The sequence below is a fragment of the Burkholderiaceae bacterium genome, assembly GCA_024235995.1.
Lineage (GTDB): Bacteria > Pseudomonadota > Gammaproteobacteria > Burkholderiales > Burkholderiaceae_C > Ottowia.
Map to the genome: position 1 here is coordinate 2,778,750 of JACKLI010000001.1, position 20,768 is coordinate 2,799,517.

The window sequence follows — 20,768 nt, forward strand, 5'->3', positions numbered from 1 at the left end:
GATGGCTCTGCGTCACCTCAGCCTGCGCGACTTCGTCATCGTGCCCGCCCTCGAGCTGGAGCTGCAGGCCGGCTTCTCGGTGCTGACGGGCGAGACCGGCGCCGGCAAATCCATCCTGATCGACGCGCTGCAGCTGGTGCTGGGTGGGCGCGGCGACGCGCTGTGGGTGCGCGAGGGCCAGGCGCGCTGCGAGATCAGCGCCGAGTTCGACGCCCCGCCCGCCAGCGCCTCCTGGCTGCAGGCCAACGGCATGGACAGTGGCGACGGCGCCCTGCTGCTGCGCCGCAGCATCGACCGCGCCGGCCGCAGCCGCGCCTGGATCAACGGCTCGGCCGCCACGGTGGCGCAGCTGCGCGAGCTGAGCGAGCAGCTGCTGGACATCCACGGCCAGCACGCCTGGCAAAGCCTCACCCGCCCGGCCGCCGTGCGCACCCTGCTGGACGCCTACGCCGGCGTCGACGGCACGCCGCTGCTGGCGGCATGGCACGCCTGGCAGCAAGCGCAGGCGGTGCTGGACGCGGCACGCAGCGCGCAGGACAGCCTGGCCCAGGAACGCGAGCGCCTGCTGTGGCAGATCAGCGAGCTGGACAAGCTGGCACCGCGCGAGGGCGAATGGGACGAGCTGAGCCAGCAGCACGCGCGCCTGTCCAACGCGCAAAGCCTGATCGACGCCGCACTGGCCGCCAGCCGCGCGCTGGAGAGCGACGAGGACGACGGCGGCGCGCTGCCCGCCCTGGCGCAGGCCCAGGAGGCCCTGCAGGCCTCGGCCGCGATCGAGCCCGAGTTCAGCGCCCTGCTCGAGCCCTTGCAGGCCGCCGAATCGCAGCTGCGCGACGCCGCGCGCAGCCTGCACGCCTATCTGCGCCGCGCCAACCCCGACCCCGAGCAGTTGGCCGCGCTGGACGAGCGCATCGGCCAGTGGCACGCGCTGGCGCGCCGCCACCGCCGTCCGCCAGCCGAGCTGCCCGCCCTGCTGGCGAGCTGGCGCGCCGAGCTGGATCGCCTGGAGTCGGCCGGCGATCTGGAGCAGTTGCAAGCACAGCTCGACCAGACCCGATCCGCCTACGACAGGCTGGCCGGGCAGGTCGGCCGCGCCCGCGCGCAGGCCGCGCCGCGCCTGTCGGCCGCGGTCACGGCGGCCATGCAGGAGCTGGGCATGGCCGGTGGCGTCTTCCAGGTGCAGCTGGAGCGCCTGTCGGCGCCGGCCGCGCACGGACTGGAAAGCACGCAGTTCCTGGTGGCCGCGCACGCCGGCGTGACGCCCCGCGCCATCGACCGCGTGGCCTCGGGCGGCGAGCTGTCGCGCCTGTCGCTGGCCATTGCCGTCACCACCAGCACGCTGGGCCCGGCTGCCACGTTGATCTTCGACGAGGTCGACGCCGGCGTGGGCGGCGCCGTGGCCGCCACCGTGGGGCGCCTGCTGCAGCGCCTGGGGCGCGACCGCCAGGTGCTGTGCGTCACGCACCTGCCGCAGGTGGCCGCCTGCGCCGACCATCACCTGCACGTCAGCAAGGCCACGGCCGGCGACGGCAGCCCGCAAAGCCGGGTCGCCCCCATCACCGGCGCCGCACGCACGCAGGAGCTGGCCCGCATGCTGGGCGGCGAGCAGATCACCCCCGCCACCCTGGCGCACGCGCGGGAGCTGCTGGGCCAGGCAACGCCCGCGCCCGCCAACGCCACCCACGACCGACCGCCTCACAGGCCGCCGCGGCGCGCGAGCCTGGGATCGAGCCGATGAGCACCGAACTGGTGGTGATCACCGGCATGTCGGGCTCCGGCAAGTCGGTGGCCCTGCACGCGCTCGAGGACGCCGGCTACTACTGCGTGGACAACCTGCCGCCCGAGCTGCTCAAGCCCTTCGTCTCCATCGAGGATGGCCTGAACGCCAACAAGCTGGCCATCGCCATCGACGTGCGCAGCAGCCACGCCCTGCCCCAGCTGCCCCTGCTGCTGCACAGTCTGCGCGACGGCGGGATCGACCTGCGCCTGATCTTCCTGGACGCCAGCGACCAGACGCTGGTGCGGCGCTTTTCCGAAACGCGCCGGCGCCACCCCTTGTCCAAGCCGGGCGACGCCGGCGCCCAGGCGGGGCTGATGCAGGCCATCGCGCGCGAGCGCGTGCTGCTGGCCGACTTGCGCGAGCGCTCGCACCGGATCGACACCAGCCAGCTGCGGCCGGCGCAACTGCTCGACTACGTCAAGACGCTCATCGCCGCGCCGTCGGCCCAGCTGACCCTGGTGTTCGAGTCCTTCGCGTTCAAGCGCGGCATCACGCTGGACGCCGACTACGTGTTCGACGTGCGCATGCTGCCCAACCCCCACTACGACCCGGCCCTGCGCGCGCTGACCGGGCGCGATGCACCGGTGACCGCCTTTCTGGAGCAGCAGGCCGAGGTGACGCTGATGTTCGAGCAGATCGCCCACTTTCTGCAAACCTGGCTGCCCGCGATGGCGCGCGACCACCGCAGCTACGTCACGGTCGCCATCGGCTGCACGGGCGGGCAGCACCGCTCGGTCTATCTCGTCGAGCGCCTGGCGGCGCATTTCAGCGACCGGTGGCTGGCGCTCAAGCGCCACCGCGAGCTGGACGAGAGCTGACACCCGGCCCGGACAGGATCCGGCGTACCGGCGCCGGAAGGCCCAGTTGCGACCATTGCGGCTCGGCGAACCAGGCGCCCGCCTCGCCCCATGCGGTGGCGGCGTCCACGGCCACCGCCAGCACGTGCAGGTGCAGCTCGCGGTGCGTCAGCATGTGGGTGAAGGATGGGTGCTCCACCACCTGAGCGCGCGCGGCCTCGGGCAGGCACGCCAGGGCCTGCGCGCGGGTCTCGAACGCCGGCAGGCCGTGCAGGCCGGCCCAGATACCGCGCGGCGGCCGACGCTCCAGCCAGACGCGCCCCCGGCCGTCCACCGCATGCACCAGCCACAAGGGAACGACCGGCCGCGGCGCCGCCTTGCGCGTCTTGACGGGGTAGTCCTGCGGCTGGCCCTGGGCATGGGCACGGCACAGGCCGGCCACGGGGCAGTGCCCGCATTGCGGCTGCCGCGGCAGGCACACGGTGGCGCCCAGGTCCATCAGGCCCTGGGTGTAAGCCGGCATGCGGCTGTGCAGTCGCGTGGTCGGCAGCAGGGCCTCGGCGCGCTCCCACAGGGCCCGCACGGCAGTGGCTTGCGCCAGGTCGTCCCCAATGGCGAACACGCGCGCCAGCACGCGCTTGACGTTGCCGTCCAGGATCGCGCTGCGCTCGCCGAAGCAAAAGGCGGCAATGGCGGCCGCCGTCGAGCGGCCGATGCCGGGCAAGGTCGCCAGCACGGCAGCCTGCGTCGGAAACCGCCCGCCGAAATCGGCCATCACGCGCTGCGCGCAGCGGTGCAGCAGCCGCGCGCGGCGGTAGTAGCCCAGGCCGCTCCACAGGGCCAGCACCTCGTCCTCGCTGGCTTGCGCCAGGGCGGCCACGTCGCCGAAGCGCTGCACGAAGCGCGGGTAATAGGCCAGCACCGTCGCCACCTGCGTCTGCTGCAGCATGATCTCCGACAGCCACACCCGGTACGGATCGCGCGTGCCCTGCCAGGGCAGGTCGTGGCGACCGTGCCGACGTTGCCAGGCAACGATGAGCGCGGCGAAGTCGCCGTGTTCCGGCGCCGGTGTACTCACGCGAGGACGGTCTCGGCCGGCAAGGCGCCGTGGGTCGGCGCCGCCGACTCCCGCAGCTCGCGCACCCTGTGCCCCAGCTGGAGCTCGCGGGCCTGCAAGGCCTGCAACTGCTGGTCCAGCTCCTCCAGCCGGGTGTCCAGGCCGCTGGCCGCGTCCTGAATGCGCTGGATGGCCTCGATGCGGCGGCTGAAGGCCCGGCGCCGCTCGCGCAGTTCCACGTCCAGCTGGCCGGAGGCCGCCTTGTTCCACAGCTCGATCTCGCCCACGGCGGTCTCGAAAATCGCTCGCACGCGGGCGAACAGCGAGCGGATCAGCTTGTCGGTGAACTCGGCGCGCACCAGGTGGATCAGGTTGCCCACGCCCAGGTACTGCACGTGGCTCTGCTCCACCGCCGCCAGGTCGCGCTCGAGCCGGTGCAGGTCGGGCGCTGGCGGCACCTGCAACGAAAAACCGTGCTCGGTGTTGAGCTTGCGAAAGGCGCTGCCCAGCATGGCGTCGATCTCCGCCACCTGCACGACCACGTGGCGCACCACCGCGCGCAGGCGGTCGAAGCCCTCGGCATACACCTTGCGCACGCCCAGCTTCAGCCCCGGCTCACGCAAGGCCTCGTTCAGGCCTGCCAGCTCCCGCTTGATGCTGGCGCTGCCCAGCAGGGCAAACACCTCGCGCAGCAGCTTGACGTGCACCGAACGCACCGCCAGCACGCCGGCGGCGCTGCGATCGAAGGCCTGCTTCTCGCTCTCGACGCGCCGGCGCATGTGCCGAATGACGGCGTGGTTCTTGCCGCGCAGGCCCTTGAGTTCCTGCACCTGCTCGACCCACTCGCGCCGCTGCACGCCAATGACGCGCAGCGCATCGGCCTGGAGGCGCTCCAATCCGTGGCCCACCGCCCGCTCCAGCGCTTGCTGGCGCTCGCCCAGCACCATGCGCGCCAGCAGGGCCTCGAAGGACGGCAAGCGGCTGAGCTGCAGCAAGGCGGCGTCGCCGCGCACCTTGGCCAGCAGGCCCTTTTGCGCCGACAAGGCCATCACCTGCCGCGCGTCGACCTCCAGCGTCTGCGCGGTCGAGGCGCATTGCCGCGCGATCTCCGCCTCGATCTGCGCCGGCGTGCGCAGCTCGTCCCACAGCGTGTCGATCTTGTTGAGCACCACCAGCTGCGAGCCGATGCCGCTGCGCGCCGGCGCCAGGTGCTCCTGCCAGATGGCCAGGTCGGAGCGCGTCACGCCGGTGTCGGCGCCCAGCACGAACACCACGGCCTGGGCCTGCGCGATCAGGTTCACCGTCAGCTCGGGCTCGGCGCCGATCGCGTTCAGGCCCGGCGTGTCCAGCACCACCAGGCCCTGCTTGAGCAAGGGGTGCGCCATGTTGATCAGCGCATGGCGCCAGCGCGGCACCTCGACCAGGCCCTGCGCATCGACGGGCGGGTTGTCCTGCGGATGCTCGTCGTGCCAGAAGCCCAGCGCCCGCGCCTGCTCGACCGGCACATGGTTGACCTCGGAGACCATCTCCATCGCGCCCGCCAGCTGTGCCGGATCGTTCACGTCCAGGTCCACTCGCGTCCACCGCTCGGGCGCCAGGCGCCACTCCATCAGCGCCTGCGGCTGCAGGCGCGTCTCGATCGGCAGCAGGCGCAGGCACGGCGGCACGCTGGCGTCATGGCCCAGCTCGGTCGGGCACATGGTGGTGCGCCCCGCGCTGGCCGGCATGATGCGCCGCCCATAGCCCGCGAAGAACACCGCGTTGATGAGCTCGGACTTGCCACGCGAGAACTCGGCCACGAAGGCCACCATCAGCTTGTCGGACTGCAACTGCTCCGTGAGCCGCTGCAAGCCCTCGCTGGCGCCGCCGTCCAGCAACTGATGCTCGCGCAGCCAGTCGCCCAGCGCCTTCAGGCGCAGCGCCGTCTCGCGCCGCCACGCTCCGTGACGGTCGTACTGCTCGTTGAATCCGGCCAGCGCCGCGCCCGTTTGCATGATCGCGCCATCTTATCGCCTTGCGCGGCGGCGCCGGCACGGCCTCACGCGCGCTGGCACACCGGGCAATAAAAGGTGGAGCGCTGCCCCTGGCGCAGCAGCCGGATCGGCGTCGCGCAGACCACGCAGGGCTGGCCCGCGCGGCCGTAGACCGCCACGTCGAGCTGGAAGTGCCCCGTCTCGCCCATGGCGTTGGCAAAGTCGCGCAGCGTGGTGCCGCCACGCTCGACCGCCCGCCCCAGCACGGCGCGCACGGCGGCATGCAAACGGTCGGAGCGCGCACGCGACAGGCGATCGGCGCGCACCGTGGGGCGAATGCCGGCCATGAACAAGGCCTCCGAGGCATAGATGTTGCCCACGCCCACCACCACGTCGCCGGCCAGCAGCACCTGCTTGATGGGCGCGCGGCGCCGCTTGAGGGCGGCGTGGAAGACGGCGGGGTCGAACCCCTCGTCCAGCGGCTCGGCGCCCAGGCCGGCCAGCAGCTTGCGCGCCGGCGCCAGCGCCTCGCCCGCGGCCCACACCACGGCGCCGAAACGGCGTGGATCGTGCAGGCGCAGCACCCCATGGTCGGTCCGCATGTCCATGTGGTCGTGCACGCCCGGCGGCGGCAAGGCAGGCGCGAACTGCAGCCGGCCCGACATGCCCAGGTGCAGCAGCAACAGGCCCTCGTCCAGATCCATCAGCAGGTACTTGCCGCGCCGGCGCACGCCGTGGATCAGGCGCCCCGCCAGGGCCTCGGGCGACACGCCCAGCGGCCAGCGCAGGGGCTTGCCCATTTGCACGCGTTCGATGCGGGCGCCCCGGATACGGTCCGCAAAACTGCGGCGCGTCACTTCGACTTCGGGCAACTCGGGCATGGGGGCAAACAAGGTTCGGGCATGGATTATTATGATTCGATGCCTTACCCTGCACCCGTCCTGGTCTGTTCGACGCTCGCCCTGGCCGCCCTGATCGGGTGCGCGCCGCAGGCGCCCGCCGCGGCCCCTGCAGCCGCCCAGGTCGCGACGTCGAGCAGCCCCCCCGCATCGCCGGCCAGCGCGCCGCCCCAGGCCGAGGCCACGCCCAAGGCGGTGGCTGGCGCCCCGGTGCAGTCGGGCCTGACGGCCCGGCTGATGTATGAGCTGCTGGTGGGCGAGATGTCGTTCGACCTGGGCGATCCGCAGCAAGGCACGGCCTACCTGCTGGATGCCGCCCGGCGCGCCGACGACGAGACGGTGTACCAGCGGGCCACCGACATGGCCATCCAGTCGCGCGCCGGTCCGGCCGCGCTGGAGGCGGTGCGTGCCTGGCGCCAGGCCTTTCCGCAATCGCTGCAGGCCACCCGCTACGAACTGCAGGTGCTGCTGGCGCTGGGCCGCGTGAGCGAAACCGCCAAGCCCGTGAAGACCCTGCTGGACGCGCTGCCTGCGGCCGAGAAAGTCAGCTTCATCGCGGCGCTGCCCGCCCTCTATCAACGCGTGGCCAGCAAGGACGAAGCGCTGCAGGCGGTCGAAACCGCGCTGGCCGACGCACTGAAGGACCCGGCGCTGGCGCCCGCGGCCTGGACCACCGTCGGGCGCCTGCGCCTGCAGCAGGGCGACCGCACGGGCGCCCTGGTGGCGGCCACGCTGGGCCTGGACGCCGGGCCCGAATCGCAGTGGCCGGCCCTGCTGGCGCTGCAGCTGTTTTCCGGCACCGGCGAAAACCAGGCCGAGCCCCTGATCAAGCGCTACCTGGCGGGCGCCCAGGCCAAGCCCGAAATCCAGCTCGACTACGTGCGCGCCCTGCTCGAGCGTGGTCGCCGCGCCGATGCGAAAACCGAACTCACGTCGCTGGTGGCGCGCTGGCCGCAGTACCCCGATGGCTGGCTGCTGCAAGGCCTGCTGGCCGCCGACGACCGGCACGACAACCCGGCCGAGCAGTCGCTCAAGCACTATCTGGACCTGCTGGACAAGGAGGCCGAGCAACCCGGTGACGTGCGCGCCGCCGGCCGCAACCAGGCCGAGCTGACCCTGGCCCGCATCGCGGCGCGGCGCGGGGACGACGCAGGGGCCAAGAAGTGGCTCGACCGGATCGACTCGCCCGAGCAGCTCCTGGCCGCGCAGGTCGAGCGCGCCAACCTGCTGGCCCGCCAGGGGCGCCTGGACGAGGCCCGGCAGGCCATCCAGGCCGTGCCCGAGCGCGAGCCCGACGATGCCCGCTCAAAGCTGCTGGCCGAAACCCAGCTGCTGCGCGAGAACGGGCAGGCCCAGCAGGCCTTGCGCCTGCTGAACGTGGCGCTCAAGCAAAGTCCCGACGACGACGCCCTGCTGTACGACGCCGCCATGGCGGCCGAGCGGCTGGACCGCACGGACGAGATGGAGCGCCTGCTGCGCCGCGTCATCAAGCTCAAGCCCGACTCGGCCCAGGCCTACAACGCGCTGGGCTATTCGCTGGCCGATCGCGGCGTGCGCCTGCCCGAGGCCAGGACCCTGATCGAGAAGGCCGTGCAGCTGGCGCCCGACGACGCCTACATCCAGGACAGCCTGGGCTGGGCCGAATTCCGCCAGGGCCAGCTCGGGCGCGCGCAGCGCACGCTTCAAGCCGCCTTCGACAAGCGCCCGGACCCCGAGATCGCCGCCCATCTGGGCGAGGTGCTGTGGGCCCTGGGCGAGCGCGACTCTGCGCTGTCCACCTGGCGCGAAGGCCTGCGCCTGGACCCGCGCAACCCGACGCTGAACAAGACCCTCAAGCGCCTGCAGGTCACGCCGTGAGCGCCACGCCCAGGGCGCGGGCGCGGCGCCGCACCGTGCTGCTCGCCCTGAGCACGCTCGGCCTGTCCGTGCTGGCACTGACGGGCTGCGCCACCCGCCCGCCGCAGCCATCACCGCCCGACAACATGGCCTCCAGCTGGAGCGGCCGCCTGGGCCTGGTCATCGCCAGCGAGCCGCCGCAGCAGTTTCACGCCGGCTTCGAACTCACGGGCGACGCGCAGCACGGCGAGTTGCGCCTCAGCACCCCGCTGGGCAGCGTCCTGGCTGAACTGAAATGGCGCCCCGGCGAGGCGCTGCTGGTGCAAAACGACCAGACGCGCGCCTACCCTTCCGTCGATGCCCTGTCGGCCGCCGTCACCGGCACGGCCGTGCCGCTGCGGGCGCTGTTTGCCTGGCTGCGCGGCGTGCCCGAGGAGGTGCCGGGCTGGCGGGCCGACCTGAGCGGCCTGCCGGACGGCCGCCTGCTGGCACGGCGCCTGAGCCCGCTGCCCAGCGCCGAGTTGCGCGTCATCCTGGACCCAGCCTAAGAGCATCGATCCGTGCAAGCCCTGTACGACGTGCCGGCGCCGGCCAAGCTCAACCTGTTTCTGCACATCACGGGACGGCGCGCCGACGGCTACCACCTGCTGCAATCGGCCTTCATGCTGATCGACTGGTGCGACACCCTGCATTTCGAGCGGCGCACCGACGGCCAGGTCTCGCGCGAGGACCTGGGCGAGCCGCTGCCGGCCGACGACCTGATCGTGCGCGCGGCGCGGGCCCTGCAGCAGGCCACGGGCTGCGCCCTGGGCGTGCACGTCGCCGTGCAAAAGCGCATCCCGGCCCAGGCTGGCATGGGCGGCGGCTCGTCGGACGCCGCCAGCACGCTGCTGGCGCTCAACCGCCTGTGGGGCCTGGGCCTGATGCGCGCGCAACTGGCGGCCATCGGGCTGCAACTGGGCGCCGACGTGCCCTTTTTCATCCACGGCGGCAACGCCTGGGTCGAGGGCATCGGCGAGCAAATCCGCCCCTTGAGCGTGCCGGCGGCGCGCTTCGTCGTCATCAAGCCACAGGCCGGGCTCGACACCAGCGCGATTTTTCGCGCGCCTGAGCTGAAACGCGATTCAGAACCTGCTATAATCTTGGGCTTTGCTGCAGACCCATTGGCCTATGGCCGAAATGATCTGCAACCGGTTGCCGAGCGGCTTTGTCCGCCGGTGGCCCAGGCGATCTTGCTGCTGGCGCGGCACGGTCTCAGGGGCAGGATGACCGGGTCGGGCAGTGCGGTGTTCGCACCGCTGGCGCAAGAGGCAGACGTCATCGTTCGCCTCGCGTCCAGTGTGCCGCCCGGCTGGTCGATGCGTCTGTGCAGCAATATGGAGGTTCATCCGCTTTGCGGCTGGGCCTCCAGCGACGATTGAAGGTGCTTGGTCGGCGGTGTTGACCGGGCTCCTGCGTAGGGGAGTCGCCAAGTTGGTTAAGGCACCGGATTTTGATTCCGGCATGCGAGGGTTCGAGTCCTTCCTCCCCTGCCAAAACCCCATCCCGGGCGGGTAGCCCGTGGGCCGCAACTGGATCTCACGATCCTCTGATCTTCCGATCTGCCGCAAACCCCATGCACCCGTCGCAACCCCCCGACTTCCTGGTTTTCACCGGCAACGCCAACCCCGCGCTGGCCGCCGAGATCGCCCGCAACCTGGACATCAGCCTGGGCGCCGCCGACGTGGGGCGCTTCTCCGACGGCGAGGTCACGGTCGAGCTCAAGCAGAACGTGCGCGCGCGCGACATCTTCGTGGTGCAGCCCACCTGCGCGCCCACCAACGACAACCTGATGGAGTTGCTGGTGATGGTCGATGCGCTCAAGCGCGCCTCGGTCGAGCGCATCTGCGCCGTCATCCCCTACTTCGGCTACGCCCGCCAGGACCGCCGCCCGCGCTCCACCCGCGTGCCGATCTCGGCCAAGGTGGTGGCCAACATGCTGCAGGCGGTGGGCGTCAACAGCGTGCTCACCATGGACCTGCACGCCGACCAGATCCAGGGCTTCTTCGACATCCCGGTCGACAACATCTACGCCTCGCCCGTGCTGCTGGCCGACCTGCGGCAAAAGAACTACCACGACCTACTGGTCGTCAGCCCCGACGTGGGCGGCGTGGTGCGCGCGCGCGCGCTGGCCAAGCAGCTGGGGTGCGACCTGGCCATCATCGACAAGCGCCGGCCCAAGGCCAACGTGAGCGAGGTGATGCACGTCATCGGCGACATCGACGGGCGCAACTGCGTGATCATGGACGACATGATCGACACCGCCGGCACGCTGGTGAAGGCGGCCGAGGTGCTCAAGGAGCGCGGCGCCAAGAAGGTGTACGCCTACTGCACGCACCCCATCTTCTCGGGGCCCGCGGTCGATCGCATCACGCAGGGCCAGGCGCTGGACGAGGTGGTGGTGACCAACACCATCCCGCTCAGCCCGGCCGCCGCACAGTGCCCCAAGATTCGCCAGCTGTCCGTGGCGCCGCTGTTTGCGCAAACCATCCAGCGCATCGCGCACGGGCAGTCGGTCATGAGTTTGTTCCGCGAGCAGGAGAACCTGTTCTGAGGAGCATTTCGCGGGTGGCGCCAGCCTGTCGGGCGAGCCATCCTTTTCAAACGGGGTCGCACTGGTCGCGGTCGGTCCCATTCAGGAGTTCAACATGAAATTCGTCGCTTTCGAGCGCAACAAGCAGGGTACGGGTGCGAGCCGCCGTCTGCGCAACGCCGGCAAGGCGCCCGGCATCGTCTACGGGGGCGAAGGCCAGCCCCAGCTGATCGAGCTCGATCACAACGCCCTGTGGCAGGCCCTCAAGAAAGAGGCCTTCCACTCCAGCGTGCTGACCATGGAACTGGCCGGCAAGGAAAGCCAGGTGCTGCTGCGCGACGTGCAGGTGCACCCCTACCGCCAGCAGATCCTGCACGTGGACTTCCTGCGCGTGTCGGCCACGCACAAGATCCACATGAAGGTACCGCTGCACTACCAGGGCGAGGAAGAGTCGCCCGCGGTCAAGCTGGGCAAGTGCCTGATCAACCATGTGCAGACCGAGCTCGAGATCAGCTGTCTGCCGGCCGACCTGCCCGAGTCGATCACGGTCGACCTGTCCAAGCTGGAGCAAGGCACGACGCTGACGCTCAAGGACGTGCCGCTGCCCAAGGGCGTCGAGCCCGTGCTGCGCGGCCACACGGCCGAGGGCTTCGTGCTGGTGTCGGTGGCCAACCCGGTCGCCGAGGAAGCCGAGCCCGCAGCCGATGCCGCGGCAGCGCCTGCCGCCGCGCCCGCCCCGGCTGGCGACAAGAAGTGATGGCCGCGGCCCTTTGACGGCCGCCTGCCCTGCCCGACGGCTCGCCTCGCGCGGGCCGTCAGCCTTTGTGGCGCTCGATAATCGCCTTCCATGATCAAGCTGTTTGTCGGCCTGGGCAACCCGGGCCCCGAGTACGCCGCCACGCGCCACAACGCGGGCTTCTGGTGGATCGACGAGCTCGCCCGGCGCCTGAACGCGAATCTCGTCCTCGAGCGGGCCTACAAGGGCCGGGTGGCGCGCGCCAGCGTGGCGGGCCAGAGCGTGTGGCTGCTGCAGCCGCAGACCTTCATGAACCTGTCGGGCCAGTCGGTGGCGGCGCTGGCGCGCTTCTTCAAGATCGCGCCCGCCGAAATTCTGGTGGCGCACGACGAGCTGGACCTGCCCGCGGGCGAGGCCAAGCTCAAGTTCGGCGGCGGCCACGCCGGCCACAACGGCCTGCGCGACATCCACGCGCAGCTGGGCACGGCCGACTACTGGCGCCTGCGCCTGGGCATCGGCCACCCCGGCGCGCGCCACGAGGTGGTGGGCTGGGTGCTCAAAAAACCCCCGCTGGACGAGCAGATCGCCATCGAGCAGGCCATCGACCGCGCCGCCGCCGCCTTCGAGCTGCTGGCCGCCGGCGACATGAACGCCGCCACTCAGCGCATCCACACCAGCAAACCGCCGCGGCCCAAGCCCGAGCGCAAGCCACCGCCCGCCGAGTCCGGCACGCGACAGGAAGGCTGAGCCAGGGGGCCGGCTTTCGTGGTGATAATGCCGGCCACCCATGGGCTTCTTCCTCGTCAAGCGCCTGCTCACGCTGATCATCACGCTGGTGGCGACCAGCGTGATCGTGTTTGCCGTCCTCGAGATCCTGCCCGGCAACGCCGCCCAGGTGCTGATGGGCCCTGATGCCGACCCGGCCGCCGTCGCCGCCAAGGCCGTCGAGCTGGGGCTGGATCAGCCCGCCCTGTCCCGCTACCTGCACTGGATCGGCGGGCTGCTGCGCGGCGACATGGGCCTGTCCTACGCCTACGGCTCCTCGGTCGCCGAGCTGATCGGCGAGCGCCTGCAGCTCACGGTGCCGCTGGCGGTGCTGGCCATGGCGCTGACGGCGCTGCTGGCGCTGGCGGTGGGCGTGTACGCCGCCTCGCAGCACAACAAGGCCGGCGACACCGGCCTGATGGCGCTGGCGCAGCTGGGCATCGCGGTGCCCAACTTCTGGTTCGCCATCCTCTTGATCCTGCTGTTTTCGGTCAAGCTGCAGTGGTTTTCGGCCGGCGGCTTCGACGGCTGGGTTTTCGACGACGGCGTGTGGGCCGGCCTGTGGGACGGCCTGAAGGCGCTGATCCTGCCGGCCGTGGCGCTGGCCGTGGTGCAGGCGGCCATCCTGGCGCGCTTTACGCGCTCGGCGGTGCTGGAGGTGCTGCGCGAAGATTTTGTGCGCACCGCGCGCGCCAAGGGCCTGAGCCGCCGCGCCACGCTGTGGGGCCACGTGCTGCGCAACGCCATGATCCCGGTCATCACCGTCATGGGCCTGCAGTTTGCCGAGCTGCTGGCCGGCACCATCGTGGTCGAGAGCGTGTTCTACCTGCCCGGCCTGGGCCGCCTGATCTTCCAGAGCATCGCCAACCGCGACCTGATCGTGGTGCGCAACTGCGTGATGCTGCTGGCGGGCATGGTGGTGGTGGTCAACTTCATCGTCGACGTGCTGTATGCGGTCATCGACCCCCGCGTGAAGGCCAGCGAGATATGAACGCCGCCGCCCCTGGCTTCTGGCAGCGCGCGCGGCGCCATCCGGGCTTCATGATCGGCGGCGTGCTGACCGCGCTGCTGCTGCTGGCGGCGGCGCTGTCCTATGTGTGGACGCCGCATTCGGTCTACGACGTGGCCATGGACGCCAAGCTGCTGCCGCCCAGCACGCTCAATTGGCTGGGCACCGACGCCTTCGGGCGCGACGTGGTCTCGCTGCTGCTGGTGGGCGCGCGCGCCTCCATCCTGGTGGGCGTGATTGCGGTCGGCATCGGCCTGGTCGCGGGCACCGCCCTGGGCCTGCTGGCCTCGGCGCGGCGCGGCTGGGTCGAGGAAGCCATCATGCGCGCCTGCGACTTCGGCTTTGCCTTTCCGGCCATCCTGTCGGCCATCATGCTGACGGCGGTGTACGGGCCGGGCATCGTCAACGCCATCGTCGCCATCGGCCTGTACAACATCCCCACCTTCGCGCGCATCACCCGCGCCGCCGGCAACGCGGTGTGGAGCCGCGACTACGTGCTGGCCGCGCGCAGCTGCGGCAAGGGCGCGCTCAGCATCACCACCCAGCACGTGCTGCCCAACATCGCGGCGGTGCTGATCGTGCAGGCCACCATCCGCTTTGCCGTCGCCATCCTGGCCGAGGCCGCGCTGTCGTACCTGGGCCTGGGCACGCAGCCGCCGCAACCCAGCTGGGGGCGCATGCTGAGCGAGGCGCAGACGCTGATGTTCGACGCGCCGCTGCTGGCCGTGTGGCCCGGCCTGGCGATCATGCTGTCGGTGCTGGGCCTGAACCTGCTGGGCGACGGGCTGCGCGACGTGCTCGACCCGCGCCTGCAAAAACGCTGAACAGCCCTCTTGCCAAGCCGGCACTTCGTTGGTAATATTTTATTTATTACTCATCCGAACCACGCCATGACCACCACCGTCAAACTCCCGCCGGGCCTCGAGCAGTCGCTGCGCCGGCAGTGCGCGGCAGAGGGCCGCAGCATCAGCGAGGTCATGCGCGACGCCCTCACCGCCTACCTGGCCCAGGTGCCCACGGCGCCGCCCTCGGCCTGGTCGCTGGGGGCCGACCTGTTCGGCCGCCACGCCGGCCCGGCCGACCTGGCCGCGGCGCGCCACGCGCACGCCGCCGAGGTCTGGGAGCAAAAGCACAGCCGCCGCAGCCCGCCATGAGCTCATCGGCCCCCGCACCGCAGCACGTGGCCGAGCCCCCGCCGCCGTGGCATGCCCTGCCCCAGGGCCCGGTGCTGGTCGACAGCGGCCCCCTGCTGGCCCTGTTCAACGCCGCCGACAGCTGGCACGCGCGCGTACTGGCCTGGCTGCAGCACAACCCCGACGTCGGCCTGATCAGCACCTGGCCCGTGCTGACCGAAGTCTGCGCCCTGCTGGCGCGGCGCATCCACAACCAGGCGGCGCTGGATTTTCTGCTGTGGATCGAGCGCGGCGGCCTGCGGGTGGACACGCCCAACGACACCAGCCTGCCCGCCATGCGCCGCACGGCCCAGCGCTTTGCCAGCCTGCCGCTGGACCTGGCCGACGCCTCCATCGCCGAAGCCGCCGAGCGCCTGGGCCTGCGCCGCATCCTGAGCGTGGACGCCGACTTCGACGTGTACCGCGATGCGCGGGGTCGCCCTTTGGTCAATCTGCTGCACCCCTGACATGCCCCTGCTCGAAGTCCAGAACCTGCGCGTCGATCTGCGCACCCACCGCGGCAGCGCCACCGCCGTGCGCGACGTGGGCTTCGCGCTCGAGCGCGGCGACACCGTGGGCCTGATCGGAGAGTCGGGTTGCGGCAAGTCGATGACGGCGCTGGCGCTGATGGGCCTGGCGCCCGACAACGCCAGCGTGAGCGGCAGCGTGCGCCTGCACGGGCAGGAGCTGGTGGGCCTGCCCGACCGCGGCTGGCGCGCGCTGCGCGGCAACCGCATCGCCATGATCTTTCAGGAGCCGATGACGGCGCTCAACCCGGTGCACCGCGTCGGCGCGCAGATTGCCGAGCCGCTGCGCCTGCACCAGGGCCTGTCGGCCGCCGAGGCGCGCCAGCAGGCCATCGCCCTGATGGAGCGCGTGGGCATCCCCGACCCGGCGCGGCGCGTGGACGCCTACCCGCACCAGTTCTCCGGCGGCCAGCGCCAGCGCCTGATGATCGCCATGGCGCTGGCCTGCAAGCCCGACGTGCTGATCGCCGACGAGCCCACCACCGCGCTCGACGTCACGGTGCAAAAGCAGATCCTGGCCCTCATCGGCGAGCTGGTCACCGAGCGCGGCATGGCCCTGGTGCTGATCTCGCACGACCTGGGCCTGGTGGCGCAGAACGTGCGGCGCATGCTGGTGATGTACGGTGGCAGCGTGGTTGAATCGGGCAGCGCCGACGAGGTCTTCAAGCACCCGGCCCACCCCTACACGCGCGGCCTGCTGGCGGCACGCCCCAACCTGGCGCAGCGCCTGCACGCCCACCGCAGCGACCGCCTGCCCACCATTGCCGGCACCGTGCCCGACCTGTTCGGCCTGCCGTCCGGCTGCCCCTTTGCCGGGCGCTGCCCCTTCACCGAGGAGCCGGCCTGCAGCCGCGACGCGCCGCCCCGGGTCGAGCTCTCGCCCACCCACGCCTTCAAGTGCCGGCGCGCCGAGGTGGTGCTTGATGCTTCCAATTCAATAGCTACCCACGCATGATGGACGCCGGCTACAGCAACTTTTTGCTTGAGGTTCGCAACGTCACGCGCGACTACGCGCTGCCGCGCGAGTCGCTGCTGGCGCCGCCCGCCGTGCTGCGGGCGCTCAAGGGCGTGTCGCTGCAGGTCACGGCCGGGCGCAGCATGGGCATCGTCGGCGAATCGGGCTCGGGCAAGAGCACGCTGGCGCGGCTGGTGATGGCGCTGGAGCGGCCCACCAGCGGCCAGGTGCTGCTGGAGGGGCGCGACCTGCATGCGCTGGCGCCCGACGAGCTGCGCCGCGCCCGGCGCGACTTCCAGATGGTGTTCCAGGACCCCTATGGCTCGCTCGACCCGCGCCGCCCGGTCTGGCGCACCGTGGCCGAGCCAGCGGCCGCGCTCGAAGGCGCCAGCCGCGCCCAGCAGCGCGAGCGCGCCGCCGAGATGCTCACCGCCGTCGGCCTGCGCCTGGATGCGCTGGACAAGTACCCGCACGAGTTTTCCGGCGGCCAGCGCCAGCGCATCGCCATCGCGCGCGCGCTCATCACGCGGCCCAAGCTGATCGTGGCCGACGAGGCCGTCAGCGCGCTCGACGTCTCGGTGCAGGCGCAGGTGCTCAACCTGATGGCCGACCTACGCGACGCGCACGGCGTCACCTTCCTGTTCATCAGCCACGACCTGGCCGTGGTCAGCCACCTGTGCCAGGACGTGGCCGTGATGCAGGGCGGCCTGGTCGTCGAGCACGGGCCTGTGCGCCAGGTGCTGGGCGCGCCCAGCCACCCCTACACCCGCACGCTGCTGGACGCGGTGCCCGAAATGGCCGTGCCCGAGCCAAGCCCCTGAACCGGGCCCCTGCGCTACCATGCTCGCCACCGTTTTCAACCGAGGAGAACCATGCCCATGAAACGCCGCCACTTCGCCCTGTCGCTGCCCACCCTGGCCGCCGCGGCCCACCTGCCCGTGCTGGCGCAGTCGGGCAAGAGCAGCATGGTGCTGGGCATGACGCTGGAACCGCCGGGCCTGGACCCCACGGCGGGCGCGGCCGCCGCCATCGCCGAGGTGGTGCAGGACAACGTCTTCGAGACGCTGACCAAGATCAACGCCGACGGCAGCGTCACGCCCATGCTGGCCGAGCGCTGGGAGGTCTCGCCCGACCTGCGCACCACCACTTTCTACCTGCGCAAGGGCGTCAAGTTCAGCAACGGCGAGCCTTTCAACGCGCAGACCGTCAAGTTCAGCTTCGAGCGCGCGGCGGGCGAGAAAAGCACCAACAAGGACAAGCGCACCTTCGCCGCCATGGAAAGCGTGAGCGCCATCGATGAGCACACCGTCGTCATCATCAACAAGGAGCCCGACCCGGACTTCTTGTTCTACCTGGGCCAGGCCACCGCCGCCATCGTCGAGCCCAAGAGCGCCGCGGACAACAACGCCAAGCCCACCGGCACCGGCCCCTACCTGCTCGACAGCTGGGCCAAGGGCTCGTCCATCACGCTCAAGGCCTGGCCGGGCTACCGCAACGCCGCCGCCATCAAGATCAAGCGCGTCACCTTCCGCTTCATCACCGACCCAGCCGCGCAGGTGGCCGCCGTGCTCTCGGGCGACGTGGACGCCTTCCCCCGCGTCACCCCGCGCGGACTGGCCCAGTTCAAGCGCGACCCCCGCCTGCAGACGCTGATCTGCGGCTCGCGCGCCAAGACCATCCTGGCGATGAACAACGCCAAGAAGCCCCTGAACGACGTGCGCGTGCGCCGCGCCATCAGCATGGCCATCGACCGCAAGGCCGTCATCCAGGGCGCCGGCGACGGCCTGGGCCAGCCCATCGGCAGCCACTACGTGCCCAGCGCGCCCGGCTACGTCGACACCACCGGCATCAACCCCTACGACCCCGAAAAGGCCAAGGCCCTGCTCAAGGAGGCCGGCGTCACCACCCCGCTGGAGCTGTCGCTGGTGCTGCCGCCCCCGCCCTACGCGCGCCAGGGCGGCGAGGTCATCGTGGCCGAGCTGGCCAAGATCGGCATCACCGCCAAGGTGCAGAACGTGGAGTGGGCGCAGTGGCTGGCCAACGTGTACGGCGGCGCGCACAACTACGACCTGACCATCATCAGCCACGTCGAGCCGTTCGACCTGGGCAACTTCACCAAGCCCGACTACTACTGGGGCTACAACAATCCCAAGTTCAACGAGCTGTTCACGCGCATCAAGACCAACCCCAGCCCCGCCGAGCGCACCAAGCTGCTGGGCGAGGCGCAAAAGATGCTGGCCAACGACGCCGTGCTGGCCTGGCTGTACGCCCCGCAGTGGGTGACGGTGGCCAACAAGCGCGTGCATGGGCTGTGGAAGGACTTTCCCATCTTCGTCAACGACCTGTCGACACTCAGCTGGTCGTGAAATGACTCACCCCCAGTCTCCACACGCTTCGCGTTGTTTCGCCTCCCCCCATCAGGGGGCATCGCCAGTGGCCGGGGAGACCCCGGCCACGGCGATCGCTGGCGCGGCCTGCCCCGCGGCCTTTTGACTCTTTGAATGTGATGCGCCGCCGATGACAAGCAAGCGCCATTGAATTCCATGCCCGAACTGCACGCCGAACTGCACGAACTGAGTGCCCATGAGCTGCTGGCCGGCTACCAAAGCCGCGCCTTCTCCCCGGTCGAAGTCACCCAGGCCGTCATCGCCCACGTCGAGCGCTGGGAGCCGCGCCTGCAGGCCACCTACCTTTATCGGCCCGAGCAGGCGCTGGAGCAGGCGCGCCAAAGCGAAGCGCGCTGGCAAAAAAATGCGCCCTGCGGCCCGCTCGACGGCGTGCCCGGCACGCTGAAGGAAAACATCGCCACCGCGGGCGATCCCATGCCCGCCGGCACCGCCGCCTCGCTGGCGCCGCTGGCCGCGCAGGACGCCCCGCCCACCGCCCGCCTGCGCGAGGCCGGCATGGTGCGGCTCAGCAAGACCACCATGCCCGACTGGGGCATGCTCAGCTCGGGCCTGTCCAGCTTTCACCGCCTGGCGCGCAACCCCTGGGACCTGGCGCGCACCCCCGGCGGCAGCAGCGCCGGCGCCGGCGCCGCAGCCGCTGCCGGCTACGGCCCGCTGCACGTGGGCACCGACATCGGCGGGTCGCTGCGCCTGCCGGCCAGCTGGTGCGGCATCTTCACCCTCAAGCCCAGCCTGGGCCGCGTGCCCATCGACCCGCCCTACATGGGCCGCGCCGCCGGCCCCATGACGCGCAGCGTGAGCGATGCCGCGCTGATGCTGCAGGTGCTCAGCCAGCCCGACGCGCGCGACAGCATGAGCCTGCCCGCGCAGGCGCTGGACTGGGCCGGCGTGGCGGCCACGCCGCCCGAGTACTTGAAGGGCCTGCGCATCGGCCTGCTGCTGGATGCCGGCTGCGGCCTGCCGGTGGAGCCCGAGATCACCGCCGCCGTGCAGGCCGCCGCCCGACGGTTCGAGGCCGCCGGCGCCCACGTCACGCCCATGCAGCCCTTTCTCACGCGCGAGATGCTCAACGGCATGGACCACTTCTGGCGCATGCGCTCCTGGCTCGATCTGCAGGCACTGCCGCCCGAGCGGAAAAACAAAGTGCTGCCCTTCATCCGCCAGTGGGCCGAAAGCGCCGCCGCCTTCGACGGCCCGCACGTCTTCAAGGCCTACAGCCAGACCCACGCCACCCGCGTCGCCACCGTGGCCGCCAGCGCGCCGTTCGACTACGTGCTCTCGCCCGTCGCGCCCAACCTGCCCGCATCCGCGCAAGACCCCGCACCCACCAACGACCCGCTGCGCCCGCTGGAGCACATCGCCTTCACCGTGCCCTGGAACATGAGCGAGCAGCCGGCCGCATCCATCAACTGCGGCTATTCGGCCAGCGGCCTGCCCATCGGCCTGCAGATCGCCGGGCGCCGCTTCGACGACGTGGGGGTGATGAAGGTGGCGCGTGCGTTCGAGCAGATTCGCGGCGCCCAGCGGCCCTGGCCCCAGCCTCAATGAGGCCGCGGCCGGTGGCGCGTGCCCAGGATCACGTCCCACAGCCCGCTGGTCACGCCGAAGTTGGTGTCGGCATGCCGGTGGTGCTCGTCGTGAAACGCCACCCAGCGCCGCGCCAGCGCGCTCTTGAAGGGGTGCACGTGCATCAGCAGGTGGCCGATGCCGTAGGCCGCGTAGCCGGCCGCCACCATGCCCGCCAGCAACAGCGCGTAGTCGGCCGGCAGCGCCAGCATGAGCAGGCCCGCCAGCGCGCCCATCAACAGCGGCGGCAAAAAGAACGGCAGCGCGTCGTAGCCCAGCGGGTTGCGGTGGTGATGGGCATGCCCGCGCTTGAACGGCCCGGTGTGGCGGCCATGAAACAGCCAGCGATGCGCGGCGTATTCGATGAAGCTGAACACCGCCAGGCCCAGCAGCACCGTCAGCAGCGCCCACGGCCAGCGCAGGCCGCCATCGGCGATCGCCGCCAGGATCAGCGCGGCGGCGGTCAGGCTGTCGGCCGCCAGGCCCAGGCGCAGGTTCAGGCGCGTGGTCGACAGCTGCGCCAACGGGCGGGCGAGCCCTTGAAACGGCGCCAAGGCCCAGCGGGCCAGGCCGGCGAAACGCCTGTGTCTCGCCGGCGATTCGGGTCTGCGCACCATGGCCAAGCCCCTTCTTGTGGGCACCGATGCTGAGACCGCCGCCAGGGTTGGGCGAACGGCTCCCGGTGCCAATGAAAAGTATAGTCGCCACGCCCCTTG

General features: G+C 71.1%; 20 protein-coding genes and 1 tRNA gene. 17 read left to right on the forward strand and 4 right to left on the reverse strand.

From position 1 onward, the window contains the following. Position 1 precedes the first annotated feature (1 nt). Both recN and rapZ read left to right on the forward strand, forming a co-directional pair. On the forward strand, positions 2-1,738 hold the full coding sequence (gene recN, locus H6927_13315) for a DNA repair protein RecN (protein MCP5219076.1): 1,737 nt from the start codon (positions 2-4) through the stop codon (positions 1,736-1,738). Beyond that, positions 1,735-2,598, forward strand: a complete 864-nt coding sequence (gene rapZ, locus H6927_13320) for an RNase adapter RapZ (GenBank protein MCP5219077.1) — start codon at positions 1,735-1,737, stop codon at positions 2,596-2,598. Before recN ends, rapZ begins: the two co-directional genes overlap by 4 nt. On the opposite strand, the gene mutY is transcribed toward rapZ, so the two are convergent. The 3 genes from mutY to mutM are packed head-to-tail and all read right to left on the reverse strand — an operon-like array spanning position 2,567 to position 6,488. Next, positions 2,567-3,613, reverse strand: coding sequence for an A/G-specific adenine glycosylase (mutY, locus tag H6927_13325; GenBank protein MCP5219078.1), 1,047 nt, complete (start codon positions 3,611-3,613; stop codon positions 2,567-2,569). The two genes, rapZ and mutY, sit on opposite strands and share 32 nt — an antisense overlap. A 38-nt stretch (positions 3,614-3,651) precedes the next feature. Then, entirely contained in the window at positions 3,652-5,628 is a 1,977-nt protein-coding gene (locus tag H6927_13330) for a dynamin family protein (GenBank protein ID MCP5219079.1), read from the reverse strand. A gap of 44 nt (positions 5,629-5,672) precedes the next feature. Next, a complete protein-coding gene (gene mutM, locus H6927_13335; protein ID MCP5219080.1) occupies positions 5,673-6,488 on the reverse strand; it encodes a bifunctional DNA-formamidopyrimidine glycosylase/DNA-(apurinic or apyrimidinic site) lyase in 816 nt (271 codons plus the stop codon). A 39-nt stretch (positions 6,489-6,527) separates the two neighbouring features. On the opposite strand from mutM, the gene H6927_13340 reads away from it, so the two are divergent. The 15 genes from H6927_13340 (at position 6,528) to H6927_13410 (ending at position 20,034) form a co-directional block, all read left to right on the forward strand. Then, positions 6,528-8,363, forward strand: a complete 1,836-nt coding sequence (locus H6927_13340; protein MCP5219081.1) for a tetratricopeptide repeat protein — start codon at positions 6,528-6,530, stop codon at positions 8,361-8,363. 125 nt (positions 8,364-8,488) lie between these two features. Beyond that, entirely contained in the window at positions 8,489-8,890 is a 402-nt protein-coding gene (locus H6927_13345) for an outer membrane lipoprotein LolB (protein MCP5219082.1), read from the forward strand. Positions 8,891-8,902: 12 nt separating this feature from the next. Next, entirely contained in the window at positions 8,903-9,763 is an 861-nt protein-coding gene (gene ispE / locus H6927_13350; GenBank protein ID MCP5219083.1) for a 4-(cytidine 5'-diphospho)-2-C-methyl-D-erythritol kinase, read from the forward strand. 37 nt (positions 9,764-9,800) lie between these two features. Next, positions 9,801-9,877, forward strand: a tRNA-Gln gene (locus H6927_13355). 80 nt (positions 9,878-9,957) lie between these two features. Next, a complete protein-coding gene (locus tag H6927_13360) occupies positions 9,958-10,935 on the forward strand; it encodes a ribose-phosphate pyrophosphokinase (GenBank protein MCP5219084.1) in 978 nt (325 codons plus the stop codon). A gap of 94 nt (positions 10,936-11,029) precedes the next feature. Then, complete coding sequence (locus tag H6927_13365; GenBank protein ID MCP5219085.1) at positions 11,030-11,671, forward strand: 50S ribosomal protein L25/general stress protein Ctc; 642 nt, start codon at positions 11,030-11,032, stop codon at positions 11,669-11,671. A 90-nt stretch (positions 11,672-11,761) separates the two neighbouring features. Then, a complete protein-coding gene (gene pth, locus H6927_13370; protein MCP5219086.1) occupies positions 11,762-12,397 on the forward strand; it encodes an aminoacyl-tRNA hydrolase in 636 nt (211 codons plus the stop codon). A 40-nt stretch (positions 12,398-12,437) separates the two neighbouring features. Next, on the forward strand, positions 12,438-13,406 hold the full coding sequence (locus tag H6927_13375) for an ABC transporter permease (GenBank protein MCP5219087.1): 969 nt from the start codon (positions 12,438-12,440) through the stop codon (positions 13,404-13,406). Then, entirely contained in the window at positions 13,403-14,248 is an 846-nt protein-coding gene (locus tag H6927_13380; GenBank protein ID MCP5219088.1) for an ABC transporter permease, read from the forward strand. The genes H6927_13375 and H6927_13380 overlap by 4 nt, the downstream gene beginning before the upstream one ends. A gap of 66 nt (positions 14,249-14,314) precedes the next feature. Continuing rightward, positions 14,315-14,578 carry a CopG family transcriptional regulator gene (locus H6927_13385; protein MCP5219089.1) on the forward strand — a complete coding sequence of 88 codons (264 nt, stop codon included), beginning with the start codon at positions 14,315-14,317 and terminating at the stop codon, positions 14,576-14,578. After that, positions 14,575-15,063, forward strand: a complete 489-nt coding sequence (locus tag H6927_13390; protein MCP5219090.1) for a PIN domain-containing protein — start codon at positions 14,575-14,577, stop codon at positions 15,061-15,063. Before H6927_13385 ends, H6927_13390 begins: the two co-directional genes overlap by 4 nt. A 1-nt stretch (position 15,064) precedes the next feature. Further along, positions 15,065-16,078 (forward strand): ABC transporter ATP-binding protein, encoded by a 1,014-nt coding sequence (locus H6927_13395; protein ID MCP5219091.1) that lies wholly within the window; start codon positions 15,065-15,067, stop codon positions 16,076-16,078. After that, positions 16,075-16,899, forward strand: a complete 825-nt coding sequence (locus H6927_13400) for an ABC transporter ATP-binding protein (GenBank protein ID MCP5219092.1) — start codon at positions 16,075-16,077, stop codon at positions 16,897-16,899. The genes H6927_13395 and H6927_13400 overlap by 4 nt, the downstream gene beginning before the upstream one ends. A 51-nt stretch (positions 16,900-16,950) precedes the next feature. After that, positions 16,951-18,444, forward strand: coding sequence for an ABC transporter substrate-binding protein (locus H6927_13405; GenBank protein ID MCP5219093.1), 1,494 nt, complete (start codon positions 16,951-16,953; stop codon positions 18,442-18,444). A 177-nt stretch (positions 18,445-18,621) separates the two neighbouring features. After that, entirely contained in the window at positions 18,622-20,034 is a 1,413-nt protein-coding gene (locus H6927_13410) for an amidase (GenBank protein MCP5219094.1), read from the forward strand. On the opposite strand, the gene H6927_13415 is transcribed toward H6927_13410, so the two are convergent. Then, positions 20,028-20,576 carry a sterol desaturase family protein gene (locus H6927_13415; GenBank protein ID MCP5219095.1) on the reverse strand — a complete coding sequence of 183 codons (549 nt, stop codon included), beginning with the start codon at positions 20,574-20,576 and terminating at the stop codon, positions 20,028-20,030. The two genes, H6927_13410 and H6927_13415, sit on opposite strands and share 7 nt — an antisense overlap. Positions 20,577-20,768: the final 192 nt, after the last annotated feature.

Bases quoted from the DNA above. Each gene is read 5' to 3' on its own strand.
- recN (MCP5219076.1), top strand. From the start codon at position 2: ATGGCTCTGCGTCACCTCAGCCTGCGCGACTTCGTCATCGTGCCCGCC.
- rapZ (MCP5219077.1), top strand. From the start codon at position 1,735: ATGAGCACCGAACTGGTGGTGATCACCGGCATGTCGGGCTCCGGCAAG.
- H6927_13330 (MCP5219079.1), bottom strand. From the start codon at position 5,628: ATGCAAACGGGCGCGGCGCTGGCCGGATTCAACGAGCAGTACGACCGT.
- mutM (MCP5219080.1), bottom strand. From the start codon at position 6,488: ATGCCCGAGTTGCCCGAAGTCGAAGTGACGCGCCGCAGTTTTGCGGAC.
- H6927_13340 (MCP5219081.1), top strand. From the start codon at position 6,528: ATGCCTTACCCTGCACCCGTCCTGGTCTGTTCGACGCTCGCCCTGGCC.
- H6927_13345 (MCP5219082.1), top strand. From the start codon at position 8,489: ATGGCCTCCAGCTGGAGCGGCCGCCTGGGCCTGGTCATCGCCAGCGAG.
- H6927_13360 (MCP5219084.1), top strand. From the start codon at position 9,958: ATGCACCCGTCGCAACCCCCCGACTTCCTGGTTTTCACCGGCAACGCC.
- H6927_13365 (MCP5219085.1), top strand. From the start codon at position 11,030: ATGAAATTCGTCGCTTTCGAGCGCAACAAGCAGGGTACGGGTGCGAGC.
- pth (MCP5219086.1), top strand. From the start codon at position 11,762: ATGATCAAGCTGTTTGTCGGCCTGGGCAACCCGGGCCCCGAGTACGCC.
- H6927_13375 (MCP5219087.1), top strand. From the start codon at position 12,438: ATGGGCTTCTTCCTCGTCAAGCGCCTGCTCACGCTGATCATCACGCTG.
- H6927_13380 (MCP5219088.1), top strand. From the start codon at position 13,403: ATGAACGCCGCCGCCCCTGGCTTCTGGCAGCGCGCGCGGCGCCATCCG.
- H6927_13385 (MCP5219089.1), top strand. From the start codon at position 14,315: ATGACCACCACCGTCAAACTCCCGCCGGGCCTCGAGCAGTCGCTGCGC.
- H6927_13390 (MCP5219090.1), top strand. From the start codon at position 14,575: ATGAGCTCATCGGCCCCCGCACCGCAGCACGTGGCCGAGCCCCCGCCG.
- H6927_13395 (MCP5219091.1), top strand. From the start codon at position 15,065: ATGCCCCTGCTCGAAGTCCAGAACCTGCGCGTCGATCTGCGCACCCAC.
- H6927_13400 (MCP5219092.1), top strand. From the start codon at position 16,075: ATGATGGACGCCGGCTACAGCAACTTTTTGCTTGAGGTTCGCAACGTC.
- H6927_13405 (MCP5219093.1), top strand. From the start codon at position 16,951: ATGCCCATGAAACGCCGCCACTTCGCCCTGTCGCTGCCCACCCTGGCC.
- H6927_13410 (MCP5219094.1), top strand. From the start codon at position 18,622: ATGCCCGAACTGCACGCCGAACTGCACGAACTGAGTGCCCATGAGCTG.